The organism is uncultured Tenacibaculum sp., from assembly GCF_947502995.1.
Taxonomy (GTDB): Bacteria; Bacteroidota; Bacteroidia; order Flavobacteriales; family Flavobacteriaceae; genus Polaribacter.
On the sequence record NZ_CANNBW010000007.1, the window covers coordinates 80866 to 100462 of the forward strand.

Annotated in this window: 17 protein-coding genes; 10 read left to right on the top strand and 7 right to left on the bottom strand. The window is 30.2% G+C overall.

Annotation, left to right across the window (positions count from 1 at the left end; genetic code table 11):
* Window positions 1-25 precede the first annotated feature (25 nt).
* Window positions 26-550: a ComF family protein gene (locus Q1A46_RS07225; RefSeq protein ID WP_299675969.1), complete on the bottom strand. Its 525-nt coding sequence runs from the start codon at window positions 548-550 to the stop codon at window positions 26-28.
* Between the two features lie 200 nt (window positions 551-750).
* Between Q1A46_RS07225 and Q1A46_RS07230 the strand changes: the two genes are divergently transcribed.
* The 6 genes from Q1A46_RS07230 to Q1A46_RS07255 all read left to right on the top strand — a co-directional run bounded on the left by Q1A46_RS07230 (window position 751) and on the right by Q1A46_RS07255 (window position 10159).
* Window positions 751-1314, top strand: coding sequence for a class I SAM-dependent methyltransferase (locus Q1A46_RS07230; protein WP_299675973.1), 564 nt, complete (start codon window positions 751-753; stop codon window positions 1312-1314).
* Between the two features lie 36 nt (window positions 1315-1350).
* A complete protein-coding gene (gene hflX, locus Q1A46_RS07235; RefSeq protein WP_299675976.1) occupies window positions 1351-2541 on the top strand; it encodes a GTPase HflX in 1191 nt (396 codons plus the stop codon).
* A gap of 173 nt (window positions 2542-2714) precedes the next feature.
* A complete protein-coding gene (locus Q1A46_RS07240; protein WP_299675979.1) occupies window positions 2715-3440 on the top strand; it encodes an energy transducer TonB in 726 nt (241 codons plus the stop codon).
* Between the two features lie 105 nt (window positions 3441-3545).
* Complete coding sequence (locus tag Q1A46_RS07245) at window positions 3546-6323, top strand: TonB-dependent receptor (RefSeq protein ID WP_299675983.1); 2778 nt, start codon at window positions 3546-3548, stop codon at window positions 6321-6323.
* 164 nt (window positions 6324-6487) lie between these two features.
* Window positions 6488-7228, top strand: a complete 741-nt coding sequence (locus Q1A46_RS07250; RefSeq protein WP_299675986.1) for an energy transducer TonB — start codon at window positions 6488-6490, stop codon at window positions 7226-7228.
* Window positions 7229-7252: 24 nt separating this feature from the next.
* Window positions 7253-10159, top strand: a complete 2907-nt coding sequence (locus Q1A46_RS07255; RefSeq protein ID WP_299675989.1) for a TonB-dependent receptor domain-containing protein — start codon at window positions 7253-7255, stop codon at window positions 10157-10159.
* A 269-nt stretch (window positions 10160-10428) separates the two neighbouring features.
* On the opposite strand, the gene Q1A46_RS07260 is transcribed toward Q1A46_RS07255, so the two are convergent.
* From Q1A46_RS07260 to Q1A46_RS07285, 6 genes are all read right to left on the bottom strand, one after another.
* Window positions 10429-11502, bottom strand: a complete 1074-nt coding sequence (locus tag Q1A46_RS07260) for a CNNM domain-containing protein (protein WP_299675992.1) — start codon at window positions 11500-11502, stop codon at window positions 10429-10431.
* Window positions 11503-11579: 77 nt separating this feature from the next.
* The gene (locus Q1A46_RS07265) at window positions 11580-12491 is read right to left on the bottom strand and encodes a DUF3078 domain-containing protein (protein WP_299675995.1); all 912 of its coding nucleotides are present in this window, start codon (window positions 12489-12491) and stop codon (window positions 11580-11582) included.
* A gap of 77 nt (window positions 12492-12568) precedes the next feature.
* A complete protein-coding gene (locus Q1A46_RS07270; protein ID WP_299675998.1) occupies window positions 12569-13417 on the bottom strand; it encodes a DUF3078 domain-containing protein in 849 nt (282 codons plus the stop codon).
* A gap of 17 nt (window positions 13418-13434) precedes the next feature.
* Window positions 13435-13941: a DUF2480 family protein gene (locus Q1A46_RS07275; protein ID WP_299676001.1), complete on the bottom strand. Its 507-nt coding sequence runs from the start codon at window positions 13939-13941 to the stop codon at window positions 13435-13437.
* 1 nt (window position 13942) lies between these two features.
* Complete coding sequence (locus Q1A46_RS07280) at window positions 13943-14263, bottom strand: DUF59 domain-containing protein (RefSeq protein WP_299619492.1); 321 nt, start codon at window positions 14261-14263, stop codon at window positions 13943-13945.
* 2 nt (window positions 14264-14265) lie between these two features.
* Window positions 14266-14691, bottom strand: coding sequence for a SufE family protein (locus Q1A46_RS07285; protein ID WP_299676004.1), 426 nt, complete (start codon window positions 14689-14691; stop codon window positions 14266-14268).
* Between the two features lie 75 nt (window positions 14692-14766).
* On the opposite strand from Q1A46_RS07285, the gene Q1A46_RS07290 reads away from it, so the two are divergent.
* The 4 genes from Q1A46_RS07290 to Q1A46_RS07305 all read left to right on the top strand — a co-directional run bounded on the left by Q1A46_RS07290 (window position 14767) and on the right by Q1A46_RS07305 (window position 19528).
* On the top strand, window positions 14767-15693 hold the full coding sequence (locus tag Q1A46_RS07290) for a PfkB family carbohydrate kinase (protein WP_299676007.1): 927 nt from the start codon (window positions 14767-14769) through the stop codon (window positions 15691-15693).
* Between the two features lie 63 nt (window positions 15694-15756).
* Window positions 15757-17655, top strand: coding sequence for an amidophosphoribosyltransferase (locus tag Q1A46_RS07295; protein WP_299676010.1), 1899 nt, complete (start codon window positions 15757-15759; stop codon window positions 17653-17655).
* A gap of 155 nt (window positions 17656-17810) precedes the next feature.
* Window positions 17811-18725, top strand: a complete 915-nt coding sequence (locus Q1A46_RS07300) for a glutaminase (RefSeq protein WP_299676264.1) — start codon at window positions 17811-17813, stop codon at window positions 18723-18725.
* Between the two features lie 104 nt (window positions 18726-18829).
* A complete protein-coding gene (locus Q1A46_RS07305) occupies window positions 18830-19528 on the top strand; it encodes a Crp/Fnr family transcriptional regulator (RefSeq protein ID WP_299676013.1) in 699 nt (232 codons plus the stop codon).
* The last annotated feature ends 69 nt before the right edge of the window (window positions 19529-19597 follow it).

Consider the following 19597-nt stretch of genomic DNA (forward strand, 5'->3'; position numbering starts at 1 on the left):
GTAATCAAAAGTAGTAAAAAAACTATTAGACTTTCAGTGTATAAGCTATAGTAAGAACACTTATTTTTATGTTTTTGGTTTTTAATAAAGCCTTAACACAAGACTCAATAGTTGCGCCAGTGGTAATTACATCGTCGACAAGAAGTACATGTTTGTTTTCATAAAAACTTGTGTCAACTAAAGAAAACTTAGATGAACTCTCGTTATAACGTTCGAATCTCGATTTTTTTGTTTGCGTTTTAGTGTTTGAAATTCGAACTAAATTTTTATTACTAAAATTCGTTTTTAATCCTTTTGAAATACATTTAGCAAAAGAATCAACTTGATTATAGCCTCGTATTTTTAACTTTTTTTTATGTAGAGGAACAGGAATTACATAATCAATTTCAGAAAATAAATTTCTTTTTTTAATCTCATGATTAAACCACTCACCTAAAAAAACACCGACATCTTCTCGTTCCTTGTATTTTAGTTGATGAATTAGCTTTTGAGTAATATTGTCTTTCCTGTAATATAGAAAAGCTTCAAAATTCTCTAAATCGAAGTTCAAAAAAGATTCAGGTATAAAAGTATCTTTTTCGTTAACTATCGGTAGTTCATTTTTACAGTTACTACATAGTATTATTTCGTTGGAAAACAGAAGATTTTCACAATTTAAACATAAATTAGGATAAAAAATACCCAATAAATCCTTTAAAAAGCGCATATTTGCTTAGCAATTTTTTGATAAATTTAAAAAATAAATAGTATTTGGGAAAGAAACTTAATTTTTTTAAAGAAGCTGTTCTAGCAGCTAAAACTTCTGGAACTATTACACCTAGCTCAAGATTCCTAGCAGAAAAAATGCTTAAAGGAATAAATTTTAATGAAACTAATTTAATAGTTGAGTTAGGAGCTGGAAATGGAATTATAACAAAACATATCCTTAAAAAATTAAAACCCAATAATCATTTAATTAGTTTCGAAATCAATGAAACTTTTTATCAAGAATTACAGAAAATTAATCATCCACAATTAACTATTTTAAATACTTCTGCTGAATTTATAATTGATGAAATTGAAAAGAAAGGGTATAAAAATGTAGATTGTATTGTTTCAAGTCTTCCGCTTTCTATAATACCAAAACCAATTTCAAAAAATATTCTGGACGAATCTTACAAAGCATTAAATACAAATGGAAATTTCGTTCAATTTCAATATAGTTTAGACTATTTTAAAAAGTTTAAAAAATTGTTCGGAAAAGAAAATGTAAGCTTAAAATTCGAACCTCTAAATATTCCTCCAGCATTTATTTACAAATGCACAAAGAAATAGAACTTACAATATGTACTTTTTGTACTTTTGCCTTCTATGATAGAAACGAGAGAAGCAATATCAGAAAAGGTAGTTTTAATAGGTGTAATTACACAACATCAAGATGAAGACAAAGCTAACGAATATCTTGATGAGTTAGAATTTTTAACTCACACTGCGGGTGGAGTGCCTGTAAAACGTTTTTTACAAAAACTAGATAAACCAAATCCTAAAACTTTTATTGGAAGTGGAAAATTGGATGATGTAAAAGCCTACATTGATGCTAATGGAGTAGGAACAGCTGTTTTTGATGATGAATTATCGCCTGCTCAGCTTAGAAATATAGAGCGTGTTTTAGATTGTAAAATTTTAGACAGAACCAATCTTATCTTAGATATATTTGCTAATAGAGCTCAAACTAGCTCTGCAAAAACTCAAGTAGAGTTAGCTCAATACGAATATTTATTACCAAGATTAACTCGAATGTGGACTCACCTTGATAAACAAAAAGGAGGTATTGGTATGAGAGGTCCTGGAGAAACTGAAATAGAAACAGACCGTCGTATTATTAGAGATAAAATAACTTTACTAAAGAAAAAGTTACAAACCATAGATAAACAAATGGCTGTTCAAAGAAAGAACAGAGGTAAAATGGTTCGTGTCGCTTTAGTCGGTTATACAAATGTTGGTAAGTCTACCTTAATGAACTTAATTAGTAAAAGTGAAGTTTTTGCTGAAAACAAACTTTTTGCAACATTAGATACCACTGTAAGAAAAGTTGTGGTTAAAAATGTTCCTTTTTTACTTACAGATACAGTTGGTTTCATTAGAAAATTACCTACACAATTAGTAGAATCTTTTAAATCTACGCTTGATGAAGTAAGAGAAGCAGATTTATTAGTTCATGTTGTAGATATTTCTCATCCTAACTTTGAAGAGCATATTGCTTCTGTAAATAAAATTTTAGATGAAATAGAAAGTGCTAACAAGCCAACGATTATGATTTTTAATAAAATCGATGCTTATACACATGAAACAATTGACGAAGATGATTTAGTTACTATTAAAGGTAAAGAGCATTACACAATTGAAGATTGGAAGAAAACTTGGATGAACGATCTAGAGAAAAAAGCGTGTTTTATTTCTGCAGTAGAAAAAGAAAACATAGAAAACTTTAAGGATACTATTTATGATGAAGTAGTAAAAATTCATTCAAAAATCTTTCCATATAACAATTTCTTATATTAAGAACCAATTTTGATGTGAAAATTGCAAAAAATACATTAATAATGGTCAAAAAAGTATAAAAAATCAATTTCGAATTAAGCGATAGGATTTTTTTTTTACTTTTGCAAGTGGAACATAGTGTGATTTTAGTAAACTTATTAAGTTTTATTTAATAAGTTTTAATTCCCCAACTTATGAGAAAATTTTTTTATATAGCATCTTTTGCGTTTTCTTTTAGTGTCTTTAGTCAAGGCAGTAATGAAACATGTGATACTCCAGAAAGTCCTATTGAGGACTTAAATAGCATAACTAAATGTACAGTAAAACCATCTAAAAATGGTAAGGATAAAAAATCGAGACAGATTTCTGTTCGAGTTTCTGCACCAAAAAGGAGGTTTTTAAAAAAGAGAAAAAAACAAGCTGCTTCAGAAGCTAATAATTTAAATAGTTCTGGTATTTCTGCAGTTAATAATCCAACTGATATTTCTAAAACATTAAAGTTAAAAACAAATTTAGCAGCTTTAACAAATACGTTATCTAAAGAAGAAGTTCGTAAAGCTGAAAAATTTAGTACAGTTGATAATATTCCTGCATTCCCTGATTGTTCTAGTGAATTAGGAGGAGATCAACTAGATTGTTTTAATAATGAAATGATAAGCCATATTCAAGAGCACTTTAGTTATCCGAATCAAGCAATGATAGATAAATTACAAGGTGAGGTTTGGGTACGTTTTATTATTGATAAAGATGGTAATGTTACAAATATCAAAGCTTTAGGTCCTAAAGGTGGTAAGATTCTTAAAGATGAAGCGATAAGAGTAGTTTCTAACTTGCCTAAATTTAAACCAGCAACTAAAGCAGGAAAGGCGATATCTGTAAAATATGGTTTTCCTATTAACTTTTCTTTAGAAGATAACTAATAATTTAGTAACTTTCTTCTCAGATAAAATTCAATTAATCAAAATTTATAAGCAATGGTCAAAAAATTACTTTTGCTGCTTTTTGTATTAAGCAGTTATTTTTTGTTGGCGCAGACAGAAGTTAAAGGTTTAGTATTCGATGAGTACTTAGAGCCTTTTCCTGGAGCAACTGTAAAAACAAGTGAAGGAAAAACTACAAGTTCAAATTTTGATGGTGAATTTGTGGTTAAGGTAAAAAAGTTCCCCGTAACAATAATAGTATCTTTAGTAGGTTATCAAACCGAAACTATTCAAATAGCAAGTGCAGATGATGATTTAAATGTTATCTTAAAAGAAACGTTAGGTTTAGATCAGGTCGTAGTTTCTGCTTCGAGAACACCTGAACGAGTTATAGAATCTCCTGTAACTATTGAAAGAATAGGTGTAAATGAAATAAAAAATACACCTTCAGTAAATTTTTACGAAAGTTTAGGTAATTTAAAAGGAATTGATGTATTAGCAGATAGTTACAATGTAAAAACTGTAAACTCTAATAGAGGTTTTGCAAATACACTTAATGTTCGTTTTATTCAGTTAGTAGATGGTGCAGAAACTACGGTGCCAATCTTAGATTATTCTTTCGGTAATACATTTGGATTAAATGAATTAGATGTTAAAAATGTCGAGATTCTTCCAGGTGCGGCTTCTGCATTATATGGAGCAAACGCCTTCAACGGTATCTTATTAATGACTAGTAAGAATCCTTTTGATGATGGGGGAATTAGTACATATTTTAAAACAGGTGTTACAACACAAGAAGGAAGAGGACAATCTCAATTCTATGACGTAGGTATTCGTTTAGCTCATAAGTTTTCAGACACTTTTGCTGCTAAAGCAAACTTTACATATAGTGCTGGTGAAGAATGGTTAGCTAATGATAAAAGAAATTCTACAGGACAAGGTGGAGATATTATCGATGGAACTCCTGATGAAAATGCATTAGATTATGATGGTGTAAATGTTTACGGAGATGAAATCAGTTTACCTTTAACAAGAATTGCTAGAATTGCTGGTGTGACTGATCCGAATTTATTGGCCGCTTTTAATGGAATTAATATTGCAAGAAAAGGGTATTCAGAAGCAGACTTATTATTAGGTGATACAGATGCAAAGTCGTTACTTTTTGATGCAGGTTTATATTTCAGACCATGGAAAGATGATACTGAAATTATCTTATCTTCTAAATTTAATTTATTAGATAACTACTTACATGCAAGTAACAGATATATTCAAAAGGATGCATTTATTAAACAATATAAATTAGAGGTAAAAGGGAATAACTATTTTGTTAGAGGTTATTTATCTAGAAATGATGCAGGAAGAACTTGGGACTCTAGGTTAGCTGGTATTTCTTTAAATAATAGATGGTTAAGGAATGAAGATTATTATGGCCTATTTGCTAGTGAATTTTTTCAGTTAATAACGCCTAGTCCTTCTAATCCATCTCCATTACCTGTAGAAGCTGCTGCTTTAGAAGCTAGATCTAGAGTAGAAGCAAATAGACTACAACCAGGAACTCCTGCTTTTAACGCAGCAGTTAATGATATCACAAATACATCAGTAAGTGAAGGAGGAGCAAGATTAGTAGATAATTCAGGTTTCTTAAATGTTGATGCGAATTACAATTTTGCAGATAATATAGATTTTGCAAATATTCAAGTAGGTGGAAGTTATAGAAAGTATTTCTTAGATTCTGGAGGACAAATTTATACGGATGATGATGGAGAAATCGCTTACAGATCTTTTGGTTTTTATACTCAACTACAGAAAAAACTTTTAGATGATCGTTTAAAGTTAACAGGAACTGTTCGTTACGATAAATCGGATAACTTTGATGGTAACTTCTCTCCTCGTTTTTCAGTTTCTTATGCTGCCGGAGAAAAAAGAGATCATAACTTCAGATTTGCATTCCAGACAGGATTTAGAAACCCGACAACACAAGACCAGTATATTGGTTTACAATTAGGTGCAGATAGAGTGTTTTTAGGGTCAGTAGAAGAAAACTTAAGTAGAGAGCAAACAGAAGTTACTTCAAGAGCATTTACAAACTATACAACAACTTTATCAGGAGTAGATGCGTTTACAAATTCGTATACAGCTACATCTATTGAAAGATTTTCACAAACAGGTAACGTAGCAGATTTAGAGAAAGCAGAATTAAACTTTGTAACTCCTGAATTAGTACGTTCATTCGAATTAGGTTATCGTGGTGCTGTGAATTTAGCTGATAATCTTTTTGAATTTGATATCGTTGGTTTTTATAACTTACATACAGATTTTATTACAACAAAAGATGTTTTTGTTCCATTCTACGGAACCGTAAACTCAACAGATGTGCCAGCAGGAGCTCCTGCTAATGGTATTGATGCAATTAGTAATCAAGATATTTTAAGATATGTAATTCGTACAAATACCGATTCAAGTATCGATACATATGGTTTTTCTGCAGGATTTAATACTAAAGTTTTCAATGGTTTTGATTTTGGAGCTAATTATGCTTTTGCTGATTTTAAATCAGATGGAAAAGATCCAGAATTCAAAGAATCGTTTAATACACCAAAACATAAAGTAAAAGTTCAGTTTGGTCATAGTAGATTATTTAAAAACTTTGGTTTTAATATTAATGCACGTTGGCAAGATGAATTTTTATACGAGTCGTTCTTTATAGATGGTATTGTAGAGGCAAGAACTGTTTTAGATGCCCAAATAAACTATGGTATTCCAGCATTAAAATCTATATTTAAAGTTGGAGGTACAAACTTAGGAGGTAAAGATTACATCAGTGTTCCTGGAACAGGAAGTATTGGTTCACAATATTACATTTCTTGGGTTATCAACAACTAAAAGAAGTATTGAAATAATCATAAAAAGAGAGGTAACTACCTCTCTTTTTTTTTGTTATCTATATCAAAAAAGCAAAATATTTTGTTTTTTTTTAAAAATATCTGTACTTTTGCGCTCTGAAAGAACCAAACAACTGCTACAGTAAATTAGTAAATGTTAAAAGTATGAGAAAATTTTATTTACTTGTAGTATTATTATTATCCCTTAATAGTTTTAGTCAGGACACTTGTGATACTCCTGAAGAAACTACATTAGAAGATCTGAATAGTATTACAAAATGTTCGATTAAACCTGCTAAGAATAAGAAAGATAAAAGAAGTAGACAGATCACTGTACGTGTTTCTGCTTCTAAGAGAAGATTCTTAAAGAAAAGAGAATCTAGAAAGAAAACAGCCGTTTCTGGAGCTGGTAACTTAAACTCTTCTGGTATTTCTACAATTGCAAACAATTCTGGAATTTCAAGTAAACTTTCATTAAAAAAGAAATCAGCATCAAATAGTATTGCTGCTTTAACGAATAGTTTATCTGAAGAAGAAGTAAGAAAAGCAGATAGATTTAATACAGTTGATAAAATTCCTGCTTTTTCTGATTGTGGTTCAGCAAAAAAAGGTGAAATGATTGATTGCTTTAACACAGAAATGATGTTACACATTCAAAAGCACTTCAGATATCCTGCCGAAGCTGTAAGAAATACAGTAGAAGGTGAAGTATGGGTGCGTTTTATCATCGACAAAAATGGTGAGGTTAAAAATATTAAAACCTTAGGACCAGAAAATGCTGAGATTTTAAACGAAGAAGCTAAAAGAGTAGTAACTAAATTACCAAAGTTCAAGCCTGCTAGAAAAGATGGTAAGCCAGTTGCTGTTAAATACGGTTTCCCGATAAACTTTTCATTAGAAGAATAATTTCCAATCCTTAATACAATTAAAATGTTGAAGAGACAATTAGCGATGATTGTCTTCACTTTATGTGCTATATCTACTTTTGCACAAGTGAAGATAAAAGGTGTAGTGTATAATGAGTACTTAGAACCATTTTACAACGCTAAGATAACAAGTGGATCAAACTCTGCTTTATCTGATATCAGTGGTAATTTTGAAATTACAATCAAAGGAGATTTACCACAAACTATTGAAATTTCTGCGTTTGGTCACCAAACTGAATATGTAGATGTTGAAAGAGTAGGACAAAAAATTAATGTAATTCTTAAAGAGAACTTATTATTAGATCAGGTTGTAATATCTGCATCGAGAGTTCCGGAAAGAATTATTGAATCTCCAGTAACTATTGAGAGATTTGGATTAACAGATATTAGAAAGACAACATCTAACTCTTTCTATGATGGTTTAGCAAACTTAAAAGGTATTCAATCTAGAACAGGTAGTTATGGATTTAATTCTATCAATACAAGAGGTTTTGCTGATTTCAGTAATTCTAGATTTGTACAAATGGTAGATGGAATGGATACTGCTGCTCCTGCATTAAACTTTAGTGCTGGAAACCTTTCTGGAGTAAATGAATTAGATATTAATAATGTTGAAGTATTACCAGGTGCGTCTTCTGCTTTATATGGAGCGAATGCATATAACGGTATCATGTTAATGAATACTAAGAATCCTTTTGATTTTACAGGAATTAGTACATTATTTAAAACAGGATATACAAGTCAAGATTTAGCAGGTGATAATTTATTTTACGATTTATCTGCAAGATTAGCTTACAAGTTTAGCGAGTCTTTTGCAGCTAAAGTAAACTTCTCTTATTTTGAAGCTACAGAATGGTTAGCTAATGATCAGAATAGTAAATTAATTGATTCTAATGAAATTGTAAATATAATTGGTGACTTCAGACCACTAGATTATGATGGTGTTAATGTTTATGGAGATGAATTTAACAACAGTATTAGTGTTCAAGATATAGGACGTAGATTTTTTAATGTTAATTTACCACAAGATGCAAGAGTTAGCAGAACTGGTTTTGCTGAACGTGATTTATTAATGGATGATAAATCTAAAAACTTAAAGTTTTCTACATCTTTCCATTATAGACCATTTGAAGATGAATCTTTAGAGTTAATTTTAGCAACAAGATTAGCTATGGGTAATAACTTATTACAAGGAAACTCTTCAAGATTTTCTCAAAGAGATTATTATATAGGACAATCTAAATTTGAAGTAAAAGGAGATAATTTCTATGTAAGAACTTACTACACAAGAAATGATGCTGGAAGATCTTATAACTTAGATATCACTGGAGCATTACTTACTGCAAGATCTTCTGCTGGAAATACACTAGGAAACTGGGGTGTTGATTATTTAATTGGATTAAATAATGCTGGAGTGGATTTTAATAATTTAACAGCTGACGTAGATATTTTACAAAGTGCTAGAGAATATGCAGATAGCTTTACTTTACAACCAGGAAGTAATGGGTTTAAAACAGAATTCGAAAATATTACATCTACTTTAATTACAGAAGGTGGTAGTAGAATTTATGATAGAAGTTCTTATTCTCACATCGATGGTAATTATAATTTTACAAGCTTAATTAACGATTGGGCAGATGTTCAAGTTGGAGGATCATTCAGACAGTATAATCCAGATTCTAAAGGAACAATCTTTAATGATGCTACGCAACCTATTACGGTAAATGAATATGGTGTTTACTCTCAAATTCAAAAGAAATTATTAGACGATAGATTAAAGTTAACAGCTTCTATTCGTTACGATAAATCTCAGAATTTCGATGGAAATTACTCACCACGTTTTGCAGTGAACTATGCTTTAGGGGAAGATAAAAACCATATTGTTAGAGCATCTTTCCAAACAGGTTTTAGAAACCCAACAATTCAAGAGCAGTATTTATTCAACCAACCAGGAAGAAAAATCAATGTTGGAACATCTAGAGCTAACTTAGATAGAATTGCAATAGGTCAAGATATTACATTAAATGTTTTAGGAGTTCCTACTGTAATAGACGGTGTAATTTCTGGAGATGATATCATCAACAATTCTTTACTTACTGAAACTGTATTTACAGATTTTACTTATGTAAAGTCAGAATATGAACAAATTAAACCAGAAGAAGTACAAACTATCGAACTAGGTTATAGAAGTATGTTTGGAATCACAGATACTAATAATATTAATATTGATGTTAATGGTTTCTACAGTTTCCATAACGACTTTGTATTCTTCCAAGATATTGTAACTCCAAAATTAGGTCAGGTTTATCCTTTTGGAAACAGACAATTAACACCTGCAGAATTAGCTGATCCGTTAATCCAAGCTGGTAATATTGTAGATGGAGTTTTAGTGTGGGATGCTTTTGCACAATATGCATTCACAAACTTAGGTCCTTCAGGAGAATTATTAGTTCAAGAATTTAATATTGTAACAAATAGTAAATCTAGAGTAAACTCTTTTGGAGCAAGTATTGCTTTATCTACTAAAATCTTCGAAAGTTTCGATTTAGGGTTAAACTATAGCTTTATTGACTTTACTTTTGATGATAAAGATAACGGATTCTTTGAGCCAAACTTTAATACGCCTAAGCACACAGTAAAAGCTCAATTCGGAAACAATAATCTTTTCAAGAATTTTGGATTTAATGTTAATGCAAGATGGTTAGATAAATACAGATGGGTTTCTCCATTTGTAAAAGGAAATGTTGATGCAAGAACAGTATTAGATGCGCAATTAAATTATAGAATTCCATCTATCAAATCTAAATTCAAAATTGGAGGAACTAACTTATTAGGAAAAGAATTCCAAGTTGCTCCAGGAACAGGAAACATTGGTAGTTTATACTATATTTCTTGGATAATTAACGACTAATAGCTAATTCAAGCTACTACTCATATATAAAGCCTATGCAATTTGCATAGGCTTTTTCTTTTTAAAGGGTTTAAAGGTTTATAATTTCTTTTTTATGATATTCTACAATTAAATATAAAAACTGTCTAATATTAGCTTTAAACAGATATTAAACTAATGTTTATTCTTTTTAAAGTGTGTTTATTTATCGAAGAAATAATCAGGCATAAAAAAACACGATCATTATTTAAATAATCGTGCTTTGTAGAATGCTTTTTTTAAATGAATTATTATTCTATAATTCCTAATCTTTTAGCTCTTTGTTCCCAGCTTTTTCTAGCTAAGTTTTGAAGGTTAGCTACATTATCACTTTCATCCATTATTTCTAAACCTAATAACGTTTCAATTACATCTTCTTGAGTAACTAAACCACTAACAGAGCCATATTCATCAACAACTAAAGCTATATGCTCTCTTTGTTCAATTAAATTTTCGAAAAGTTGAGGAATTGGTAAATCTCTCTTCGTAATAATAATGTTCCTCTTAATTGTTTCTAATTTCTCTTCTCCTTTACCTCTTATTATCGCTTCTAATAACTGATCTTTTAAAAAGTAACCAATTATATTGTCACTACTTCCAGAATATAAAGGAATACGTGAAAAACGTAAATTAGCATTTTCGTCGAAGAAAGATTTTATAGATTGAGATGCGTCTGCAGTTTTTAATACAGTACGAGGAGTCATAATATGTTTTGCAGAAACTTCTTTAAAGTTAAGCATGTTTTTAATTACCTTACTTTCACTTTCTTGAAAAACACCTTCTTGTTCAGCAATTTCTGTCATTGCAGAAAAATCTTCTCTACTTAAAACACTTTCTCCATGTCCGCCTTTACCAAACATTTTAGTGAAAAGTTGTAATACCCAGATAATCCCAGTGTATTTTAAAATCGTAATTAATATGTTTAGTGTAGTAGTTGTAAATCCAGCTAAAGATTTCCAGTAAGTAGCACCGATAGTTTTAGGAATAATTTCTGATGCAACTAAGATTAAAATAGTCATAATTGCAGAAACAATAAATACTCCACTAAAAATACCTGTAGATTCTTCTCCTTTAAATACTGTTTCTGCTTGAGAACCAACTAAAATAGCTCCAACTGTATGTGCTATTGTATTTAAAGTTAAAATCGCAATTAAAGGTTTATCTACATCTTTTTTTAACTCTTCTAGTCCGTTTGCAAAAGATTTTCCTTCATTCTTTTTTAAGTTAACAAAAGTAGGTGTAACACTTAATAATACAGCTTCTAGAATAGAGCATAAAAAAGAAAAAAGTATTGAAATTGTTCCGTAGAAAAAAAGTAGTCCCATTTTTAAATTTTTTGTAAAAATAAAAAAACCCCAAGGATATAAAATCTTGGGGCCTATATTTTGTTTAATTTCTAATATTAGAATCCGTAACTTAAACCAACTAACCAGTATGATTGAATTGTTGTTGGAGTACTTTCTAAGCTAGTAAAGCTAGTTAATGGAGAGTTAAACGTTTCTTGTCTGTTGTTTCTTAAACCTGTTTCAAGACCAACTCCAATTCCTTTCCAAATGTTGAAACCTAAAGAGTTTATCCAAGTCCAGTTTGATAAATCTGAAGACTTATAACTTTGGAATGTAGAGAAGTTAGATCTGAATTTAAATTTACCAATAGTTCTATTATAATCTGCAACAATCTTTGCTCCTAAAGAAGAATCGAAAGTTGTACCAGAGCTACTAAAAACAAAGTTGTAGTTAATAGGATGCACAACTACTACTAACTCTTTTAAAGGAGTCCAAGTTGCACCAACCCCGATATCTAAATAACCTGGATCGTTAAAGTTTTCAATAAAAGATGTTCTATATTCTCCTAATGTAGAAACAGCAAAGTTTTTATTTAACTTATAACCATAAAGAGAAGTAATTGTAAACACATCTGTAGTTCCTCTAAATCTAGTATCGTCGTTTGGATCATCTTTATCATCGATCTTAACCCAACCTAAATTTAAGTTTGCAGAATTTCTCCAGAAATATTTTTCACGATCTAAGTTAGCAATACCGTTTACAGTAATACCTATATTTCCTGCAGATGAGTTAGGTACAGCATTAGAAAACCAATCGTTAAATCCAGAAAAATTAGCACCAATAGTTCCAAAAGTACTAAACTTCCATCCTGGGAAAGCATCAATTTTTGCTTGTAATGCATCTACCTCACCTTGCAATTTTGCAACTTCAGCAGCTTTCTTTGACTTTTCAGCTTTTAGCTCTTCAATAGTTTGAGCAAATGAAAAATTACTTATTAATAAAGCTACAGCTATAACTAATTTTTTCATGTTTTTTAATTATTTTGATTTTATGATATTCGTCTCTAAAAGACTTAAGACAAATATATACCTAAAAAGTCACTAAATTATATAACATAATTTAATCCTAGTCCAAATAATTGCTTGAATTGAACTCTAGTTGAAGCATTGTCATCAATAATAGTGTGGAAGCCTAAGTTGGTAGATAAATACTTGTTGATTTTCATTAAGAAGTTGATTTGGTAGTCGATATCAATGTTTTCAGGTCTGTCAAGATAATCAGAATACAAAGCAAAAATGTTTTCCATAGAAATATTTTTTGCCAAGTCAAATTTGTAATAAGAAGAAAGATTAAAACCTAAACTGAAGCTAGAGTTTTTACCCTCATCTACACCAAAACTACCAGAAAATTTATCGGATACAAATGTAAAACGTGAAGTTGATGGTGCAATGTTTACGTATTTAGTTTTAGATTTTTTCCATAACATTCCTGGTCCAAAACTTAAATAGGCAGGAGAAAATGGATCAGAAATCACAACTTTCGGATCTTTAGTATAATCGAAACCTCTCGTATATTGAGTTCTTAAATTACTAATAAATGAGAAAAACCAATTGTTTTTCGATTTATAACCTACCAGAGTATTGTACTCTAAACGATCATCTGTTTTGCGAGTTCCTTTATCATCTACATAACTTAAACCATAATTGGAAGTGATTTTATTATCCCAATTCCAATTATCTTTTTTGTAATTTAAATCTTGGACAATATTTATGTTTCCAGCGACAGTGTTTGCACCACCAGCTGTCCAGTTAGAAAAAGTAGATTGATTTAAGAGAAAAGTAACTTTTGTATTAAAGTTCCAGTTTTTTGGAATACTATCCTTTTTTTTCTCATCTTCTTGAGAAAAAAGAAAAAAACTTATACTAAGACAAAAAAACAATAATACTTTCCTCATATAAAAAACAATAATATTTATTTCTTCTTAAACAATGGAACTGTAGAACAGGCCTCACCGTACATGATGGATTTTGCTACAGGTTGAATTTTTGATATTAATAGAGGGTATGCACTTTCAGGAATTGGTTTGTTACTACAACCTTTAATGATTACAGGTTTATCCTTAAAAGTGTCTAAAGATAAGGTATTTATAATTTCTGAAAAAAGAACTGTTTCCAATAATTCTAAATTTCCAATGACTACTTTTTTCGCAAATTGATTTAATTCTGTTGAAACTAAAAGATAAGCCCAAGAAGGAATAATAGCATCAGTTGCACAGTATAGAGCAACATAAGCTCCATTGTACTGAGACCAGTCATGATTTTTTACATGTTCCCTAAAATCCTTTTCTTTAAGTAATAAACCTTCAAATAACCAATCAGAAATATCAAAAAGCACACGCTTTCCTTCAACATAATAATCTTCGAGATCAAAAGTTACTAGTTTACTGTTGGCTACTCTATTTACTATTTCGTCTGCCATACTATAACATTCCTAATTCTAATTTGGCTTCTTCACTCATCATTTCTCTTGTCCAAGTAGGATCAAAAGTAATTTCAACTTCACAGTCATTAATTTCTTTTAATGTTTTTACCTTGTCTTCTACTTCTACAGGTAACGTTTCTGCAACAGGGCAGTTAGGCGATGTTAATGTCATTAAAATTTTAGCATCATTTTCTTCAGATACAAAAACATCATAAATTAATCCTAACTCGTATATATCTACAGGTATTTCTGGATCGTAAATGGTTTTTAAAACTCTCACGATTTTATCTCCTAAATCTTCTAATTGTTCGTCTGTCATTTTTAGCTTGTTAATTTTGATTGCTGAGCAATCGCATACATTTTAATTTGTTTTACCATAGATACTAAACCGTTCGCACGAGTCGGACTTAAATGTTCCTTTAATCCAATTTCATCAATAAACTTTGTGTCAGCTTCAAGTATTGCTTGTGGAGTTTGGTCGGAATATACACGTAATAATAACGCTACAATTCCTTTTGTAAGAATAGCATCACTGTCGGCAGTGTAAGTGATTTTGTCACCATTAATTTCAGAATGCATCCAAACTTTCGATTGACATCCTTTGATTAGATTTTCATCTAATTTATAGTTTTCAGCAATAAGAGGTAACGATTTACCTAACTCGATAATATACTCGTATCGCTCCATCCAGTCTTCAAACATTGAAAACTCATCAATAATTTCTTCTTGTATTTCTTTGATAGTCATTTTTTAGAACTATTTTTGCACTTTACAAATTGTTTTGTACAGTTATTGTGCAAAATTACTGATAAAAATTAATAAATGGGTAAACTATTAGCGGTTGGAACTGTTGCCTTTGATGCAATAGAGACACCTTTTGGTAAAACTGACAAAATATTAGGAGGTTCGGGAACTTTTGTTGGTTTAGCAGCTTCACAATTTGGAGTAGAAACAGGAGTAGTATCTGTAGTAGGAGGAGATTTTCCTCAATCATATTTAGATATGATGCAGAACAAAGGAATTGATACTACTGGTATCGAGATTGTAAAAGATGGTAAAACATTCTTTTGGAGTGGAAGATATCACAACGATATGAATTCTAGAGATACTTTAGTTACAGAACTAAATGTTTTAGAAACTTTTACACCAGTTGTACCTGATGCATTTAAAGATGCTGAAGTTGTAATGTTAGGAAACTTACATCCATTAACACAAGCTTCAGTTTTAGATCAAATGAATGAGCGTCCGAAATTAGTTGTTTTAGATACAATGAATTTCTGGATGGATATTGCATTAAGTGATTTACACGAAGTGTTAAAGAGAGTTGATGTAATTACAATTAACGATGAAGAAGCTCGTCAATTAAGTGGAGAATATTCTTTAGTAAATGCTGCTAAGAAAATTCACGAAATGGGACCAAAATATGTTGTGATTAAAAAAGGAGAGCACGGAGCTTTATTATTTAATGACGATAACATGTTTTATGCCCCAGCTTTACCATTAGCTGAAGTTTACGATCCAACTGGAGCTGGAGATACTTTTGCAGGAGGTTTCTGTGGATATTTATCTAAAACAGGAAATTACTCTTTCGAAAACATGAAGAACGCGATTATTTATGGATCTAATTTGGCTTCTTTCTGTGTTGAAAAATTTGGAACACAACGTATGGAAGAATTATCCAAAGATGAAGTTCAAAATCGTTTAGAAGCTTTTAAGAAACTGACACAATTTAATATAGAATTAGTATAGAAAATCCGCGCTTTTTTGCGCGGATTTTTGTTTCAAACACACAACACAACTTAAAGAAGAATAATGAGTGATTTTTTAAAGCACGAATGTGGTATCGCATTAGTTAGGTTAAAGAAACCGCTTCAATTTTATAAAGAAAAATACGGTACAGCTTTTTACGGTTTAAACAAGTTATACTTGTTAATGGAAAAGCAACATAATCGTGGACAAGATGGTGCTGGTTTAGCTAGTATTAAATACAATGTTGAACCAGGAACGAGATATATTAGTAGAATCCGTTCAAACAAAAATCAACCAATTCAAGATATTTTTGGTCAAATCAATAATAGAATCAATGATATTTTTGAGAAAAACGAAGATAAATTAGATGATGTAGCTTGGCAAGAAGAGAACATGCCATATATCGGAAATCTTTTCTTAGGACACGTTCGTTACGGTACTTTTGGTGGAAACAGTATCGAAAATGTACATCCATTTTTACGTCAGAGTAATTGGAAACATAAAAATTTAATTGTAGCAGGAAACTTTAACATGACAAACTCTAAAGAGTTAATGAAAGAGTTAATTACTTTAGGTCAACATCCTAAAGAAGCTACAGATACAGTTACAGTTATGGAAAAGATCGGTCATTTCTTAGAAGATGAAGTGGCAGATACTTATAAGAAAGCAAAAGCAGCTGGGTTTAATAAAAGAGAAGCTTCTCCTTTTATTGAAGAGCATTTAAATATTCAAAGAATTTTAAAACGCTCTTCTAGAAACTGGGATGGTGGTTATGCAATGGCAGGTTTATTAGGTCATGGAGATGCTTTTGTATTAAGAGATCCTTCAGGAATTCGACCAGCATTTTGGTATGAAGATGAAGAAGTAGTAGTTGTAGCTTCAGAAAGACCAGTAATTCAAACTACATTTAATGTTCCTATCGATGAAGTAAAGGAATTACCAAGAGGTAAAGCTTTAATCATTAAGAAAAATGGAAAAACTACAATAGAAAAAGTAATGAAAAAGCGCGAGAAATTATCTTGTTCTTTCGAACGTATTTACTTTTCTAGAGGTAGTGATGCAGATATTTATCAAGAAAGAAAAAACTTAGGAAAATTTGTGTTTCCTGAAGTTTTAAAGTCTATTAACGATGATATTTCAAATTCTGTTTTTACCTACATTCCAAATACAGCAGAAACTTCTTTTTATGGAATGATGGAAGCTGCTGAAGATGTATTAAATCAACAGAAAACTGCTGAGATTTTAGCAGGTGGAGGAAAACTTTCTGCTCAAAGAGTAACTGAAATTTTATCGGAAAGACCACGTTTTGAAAAAATAGCAATTAAAGATGCTAAATTAAGAACGTTTATTACAGATGATAATAGTAGAGATGATTTAGTAGCTCATGTTTACGATGTAACATATGGTGTAGTTAAACCTACAGATAATTTAGTAATCATTGATGATAGTATTGTTAGAGGAACAACACTAAAGAAAAGTATTATTAGAATTTTAGATCGTTTATCACCAAAGAAAATTGTTGTTGTTTCTTCTGCGCCACAAATTCGCTACCCAGATTGTTATGGTATCGATATGGCTAAAATAGGTGACTTTATTGCTTTTAAGGCTGCTTTAGAATTATTAAAAGAAACAGATCAATATCATATTGTTGGTGAAGTTTACGAAAAATGTAAAGCTCAAAGATTAAACGAAGATAAAGACATAATAAACTTTGTAAAAGAAATTTACGCTCCATTTACACATGAACAAATTTCAGCAAAAATTGGTGAAATGTTAAAAACGAAAGAAGTAAATGCAGATGTAGAAATTATTTATCAAACAGTAGAAGGTTTACATAATTCTTGTCCAGATCATAAAGGAGATTGGTATTTCACAGGAGATTACCCAACGCCTGGAGGTCATAGAGTAGTAAATGAAGCATTTATTAATTTCTACGAAGGAAATAATAAAAGAGCGTACTAATTAAAAACGCATTATATTTTAAAAAAGACTGCTTTTAAAGCAGTCTTTTTTAGTTAAAAAGTATTTCTTTCACGAATTATAACTCAAATAAATTGTTTTACATTGGCTTACCAAAAAGTTTTAAAAAGAGCCAAATGAGTTTAGAAGAAAAAACAATCGATTATAGACAAGTTTTAGAGAGTTTGTATAGAACTATAGCATCAGAAGAGAATAAAGGAAGTATTGCTACTTATATTCCCGAATTAGCAAAGGTTGATGCAGATAACTTTGGTGTTTGTTTCTTGTCTACAAAAAATGAAGAATATGGTGTAGGAAATTGGCAAACAAAATTTTCAATTCAAAGTATTTCAAAAGTTTTGTCGCTAAGTATAGCGTATCAAATTTTTGGAGACAAAATTTGGGATGGTGTTGATGTTGAACCTTCTGGAACGCCTTTTAATTCTCTTGTTCAATTAGAATCTGATGCAGGTATACCTAGAAATCCTTTCATGAATAGTGGCGCCATGGTTATTTGTGATATGTTGGTGAGTTATTATGAAAACCCTAAAGAAGATTTTTTAGCAGCAGTTAGAGAATTATGCAGTTCGAGTGAAATTAGATACTCTGAAGCAGTTGCGAAATCTGAAGCTTCTGTTGGTTACAGAAACAAAGCTTTATGTAATTTTATTAAATCTTTCGGAAATATAGAGAATGAACCTGAAGAAGTATTAGATTTTTATTTTCATATCTGTGCAATTGAAATGAGTTGTCAAGAATTATCAAAAGTATTTATGTTTTTGGCTAATCCTAATTTTACAACATCAAAAGGAACTAAAGTATTAAGTTTAAGTAAAACTAAAAGAGTAAATGCAATTATGCAAACTTGTGGATTTTACGATGAATCTGGTGAATTTTCTTTTCGAGTTGGTTTACCCGGAAAGAGTGGTGTAGGAGGAGGAATTGTAGCAATTTATCCAGATAAATATTGTATTACAGTTTGGAGTCCGAAATTGAATGAAAAAGGGAACTCATATAGAGGAATGAAATTTTTAGAAGCTTTTACGACGGAAACAGAACAGTCTATATTTTAGTATAATTACTGCTTAGCATTGAAATAAAAAAATAAATTTTTGCAATTTTTTAACTTTTTGTTCGACTACAAATAATATTAGAAAATGTAATTTTTTTATCAATCATGTCTTCAAAATTAAAATACTGGTATTTACATAAACATAAGCTTTTTAAAAACTTAAGTTACGAAGAAATAGATGGTTTATGTATTTTAAAACGTTTTAATAAATCGAAGAAAAATGAAATTATTCAACTTCCTTATAGTGAAAAAGAACGTGTTTATTTTTTAAAAAAAGGAACAATCAAACTGATTAGTATTTGTGAACAAGGTCAAGAAACTTTAATTAATGTTTTACAAAAAGGAGATTTGTTCGGAGACTTAAATTTAGAACGTTCAGAGGAAGTTAGTAATTTTTTTAAAGTAGTTTCCGAAGAAGCAATTATCTGTACATTTTTAAAAGAACGGTTGGAGAATTTAACATTAAAAAAGCCGGATTTTGCACTTAAATATATCAAGTTTATCGGTTTCAGATATAAAAGTATTCAAAACAATTATCGCAATTTATTATTTAAAGATGCTAAATCACGTTTAGTACTGTTGTTAAATATGCTCATAGAAAAAGAAGAAATTACATCTTCATCGTATACTTTACCAAACTACCTTACTCAAAAAGATTATGCTCAATTAATTTGTGCATCTCGTCAAACTATAATTTCCTTATTTAAAGAGTTGGAAGAAGAAGGTTTTTTAAATTACTCTCAAAAAGAAATTTCTATTCCAGATATCAGTAAAATCAATAAATTTATTGAAAATGTAAAGTAGCTTACATTTTACATTTTAAGGTTTGTCTAAAATTGTACTGTAAAAAAGAAGTAGAATTTTAAACAAACA

Excerpts from the sequence above, each read along its gene's own strand:
- Q1A46_RS07260 (WP_299675992.1), bottom strand. The coding sequence starts at position 11,502 with ATGGGACTACTTTTTTTCTACGGAACAATTTCAATACTTTTTTCTTTT.
- hflX (WP_299675976.1), top strand. The coding sequence starts at position 1,351 with ATGATAGAAACGAGAGAAGCAATATCAGAAAAGGTAGTTTTAATAGGT.
- Q1A46_RS07275 (WP_299676001.1), bottom strand. The coding sequence starts at position 13,941 with ATGGCAGACGAAATAGTAAATAGAGTAGCCAACAGTAAACTAGTAACT.
- Q1A46_RS07265 (WP_299675995.1), bottom strand. The coding sequence starts at position 12,491 with ATGAAAAAATTAGTTATAGCTGTAGCTTTATTAATAAGTAATTTTTCA.
- Q1A46_RS07295 (WP_299676010.1), top strand. The coding sequence starts at position 15,757 with ATGAGTGATTTTTTAAAGCACGAATGTGGTATCGCATTAGTTAGGTTA.
- Q1A46_RS07305 (WP_299676013.1), top strand. The coding sequence starts at position 18,830 with ATGTCTTCAAAATTAAAATACTGGTATTTACATAAACATAAGCTTTTT.
- Q1A46_RS07255 (WP_299675989.1), top strand. The coding sequence starts at position 7,253 with ATGTTGAAGAGACAATTAGCGATGATTGTCTTCACTTTATGTGCTATA.
- Q1A46_RS07240 (WP_299675979.1), top strand. The coding sequence starts at position 2,715 with ATGAGAAAATTTTTTTATATAGCATCTTTTGCGTTTTCTTTTAGTGTC.
- Q1A46_RS07290 (WP_299676007.1), top strand. The coding sequence starts at position 14,767 with ATGGGTAAACTATTAGCGGTTGGAACTGTTGCCTTTGATGCAATAGAG.
- Q1A46_RS07270 (WP_299675998.1), bottom strand. The coding sequence starts at position 13,417 with ATGAGGAAAGTATTATTGTTTTTTTGTCTTAGTATAAGTTTTTTTCTT.
- Q1A46_RS07250 (WP_299675986.1), top strand. The coding sequence starts at position 6,488 with ATGAGAAAATTTTATTTACTTGTAGTATTATTATTATCCCTTAATAGT.
- Q1A46_RS07285 (WP_299676004.1), bottom strand. The coding sequence starts at position 14,691 with ATGACTATCAAAGAAATACAAGAAGAAATTATTGATGAGTTTTCAATG.
- Q1A46_RS07280 (WP_299619492.1), bottom strand. The coding sequence starts at position 14,263 with ATGACAGACGAACAATTAGAAGATTTAGGAGATAAAATCGTGAGAGTT.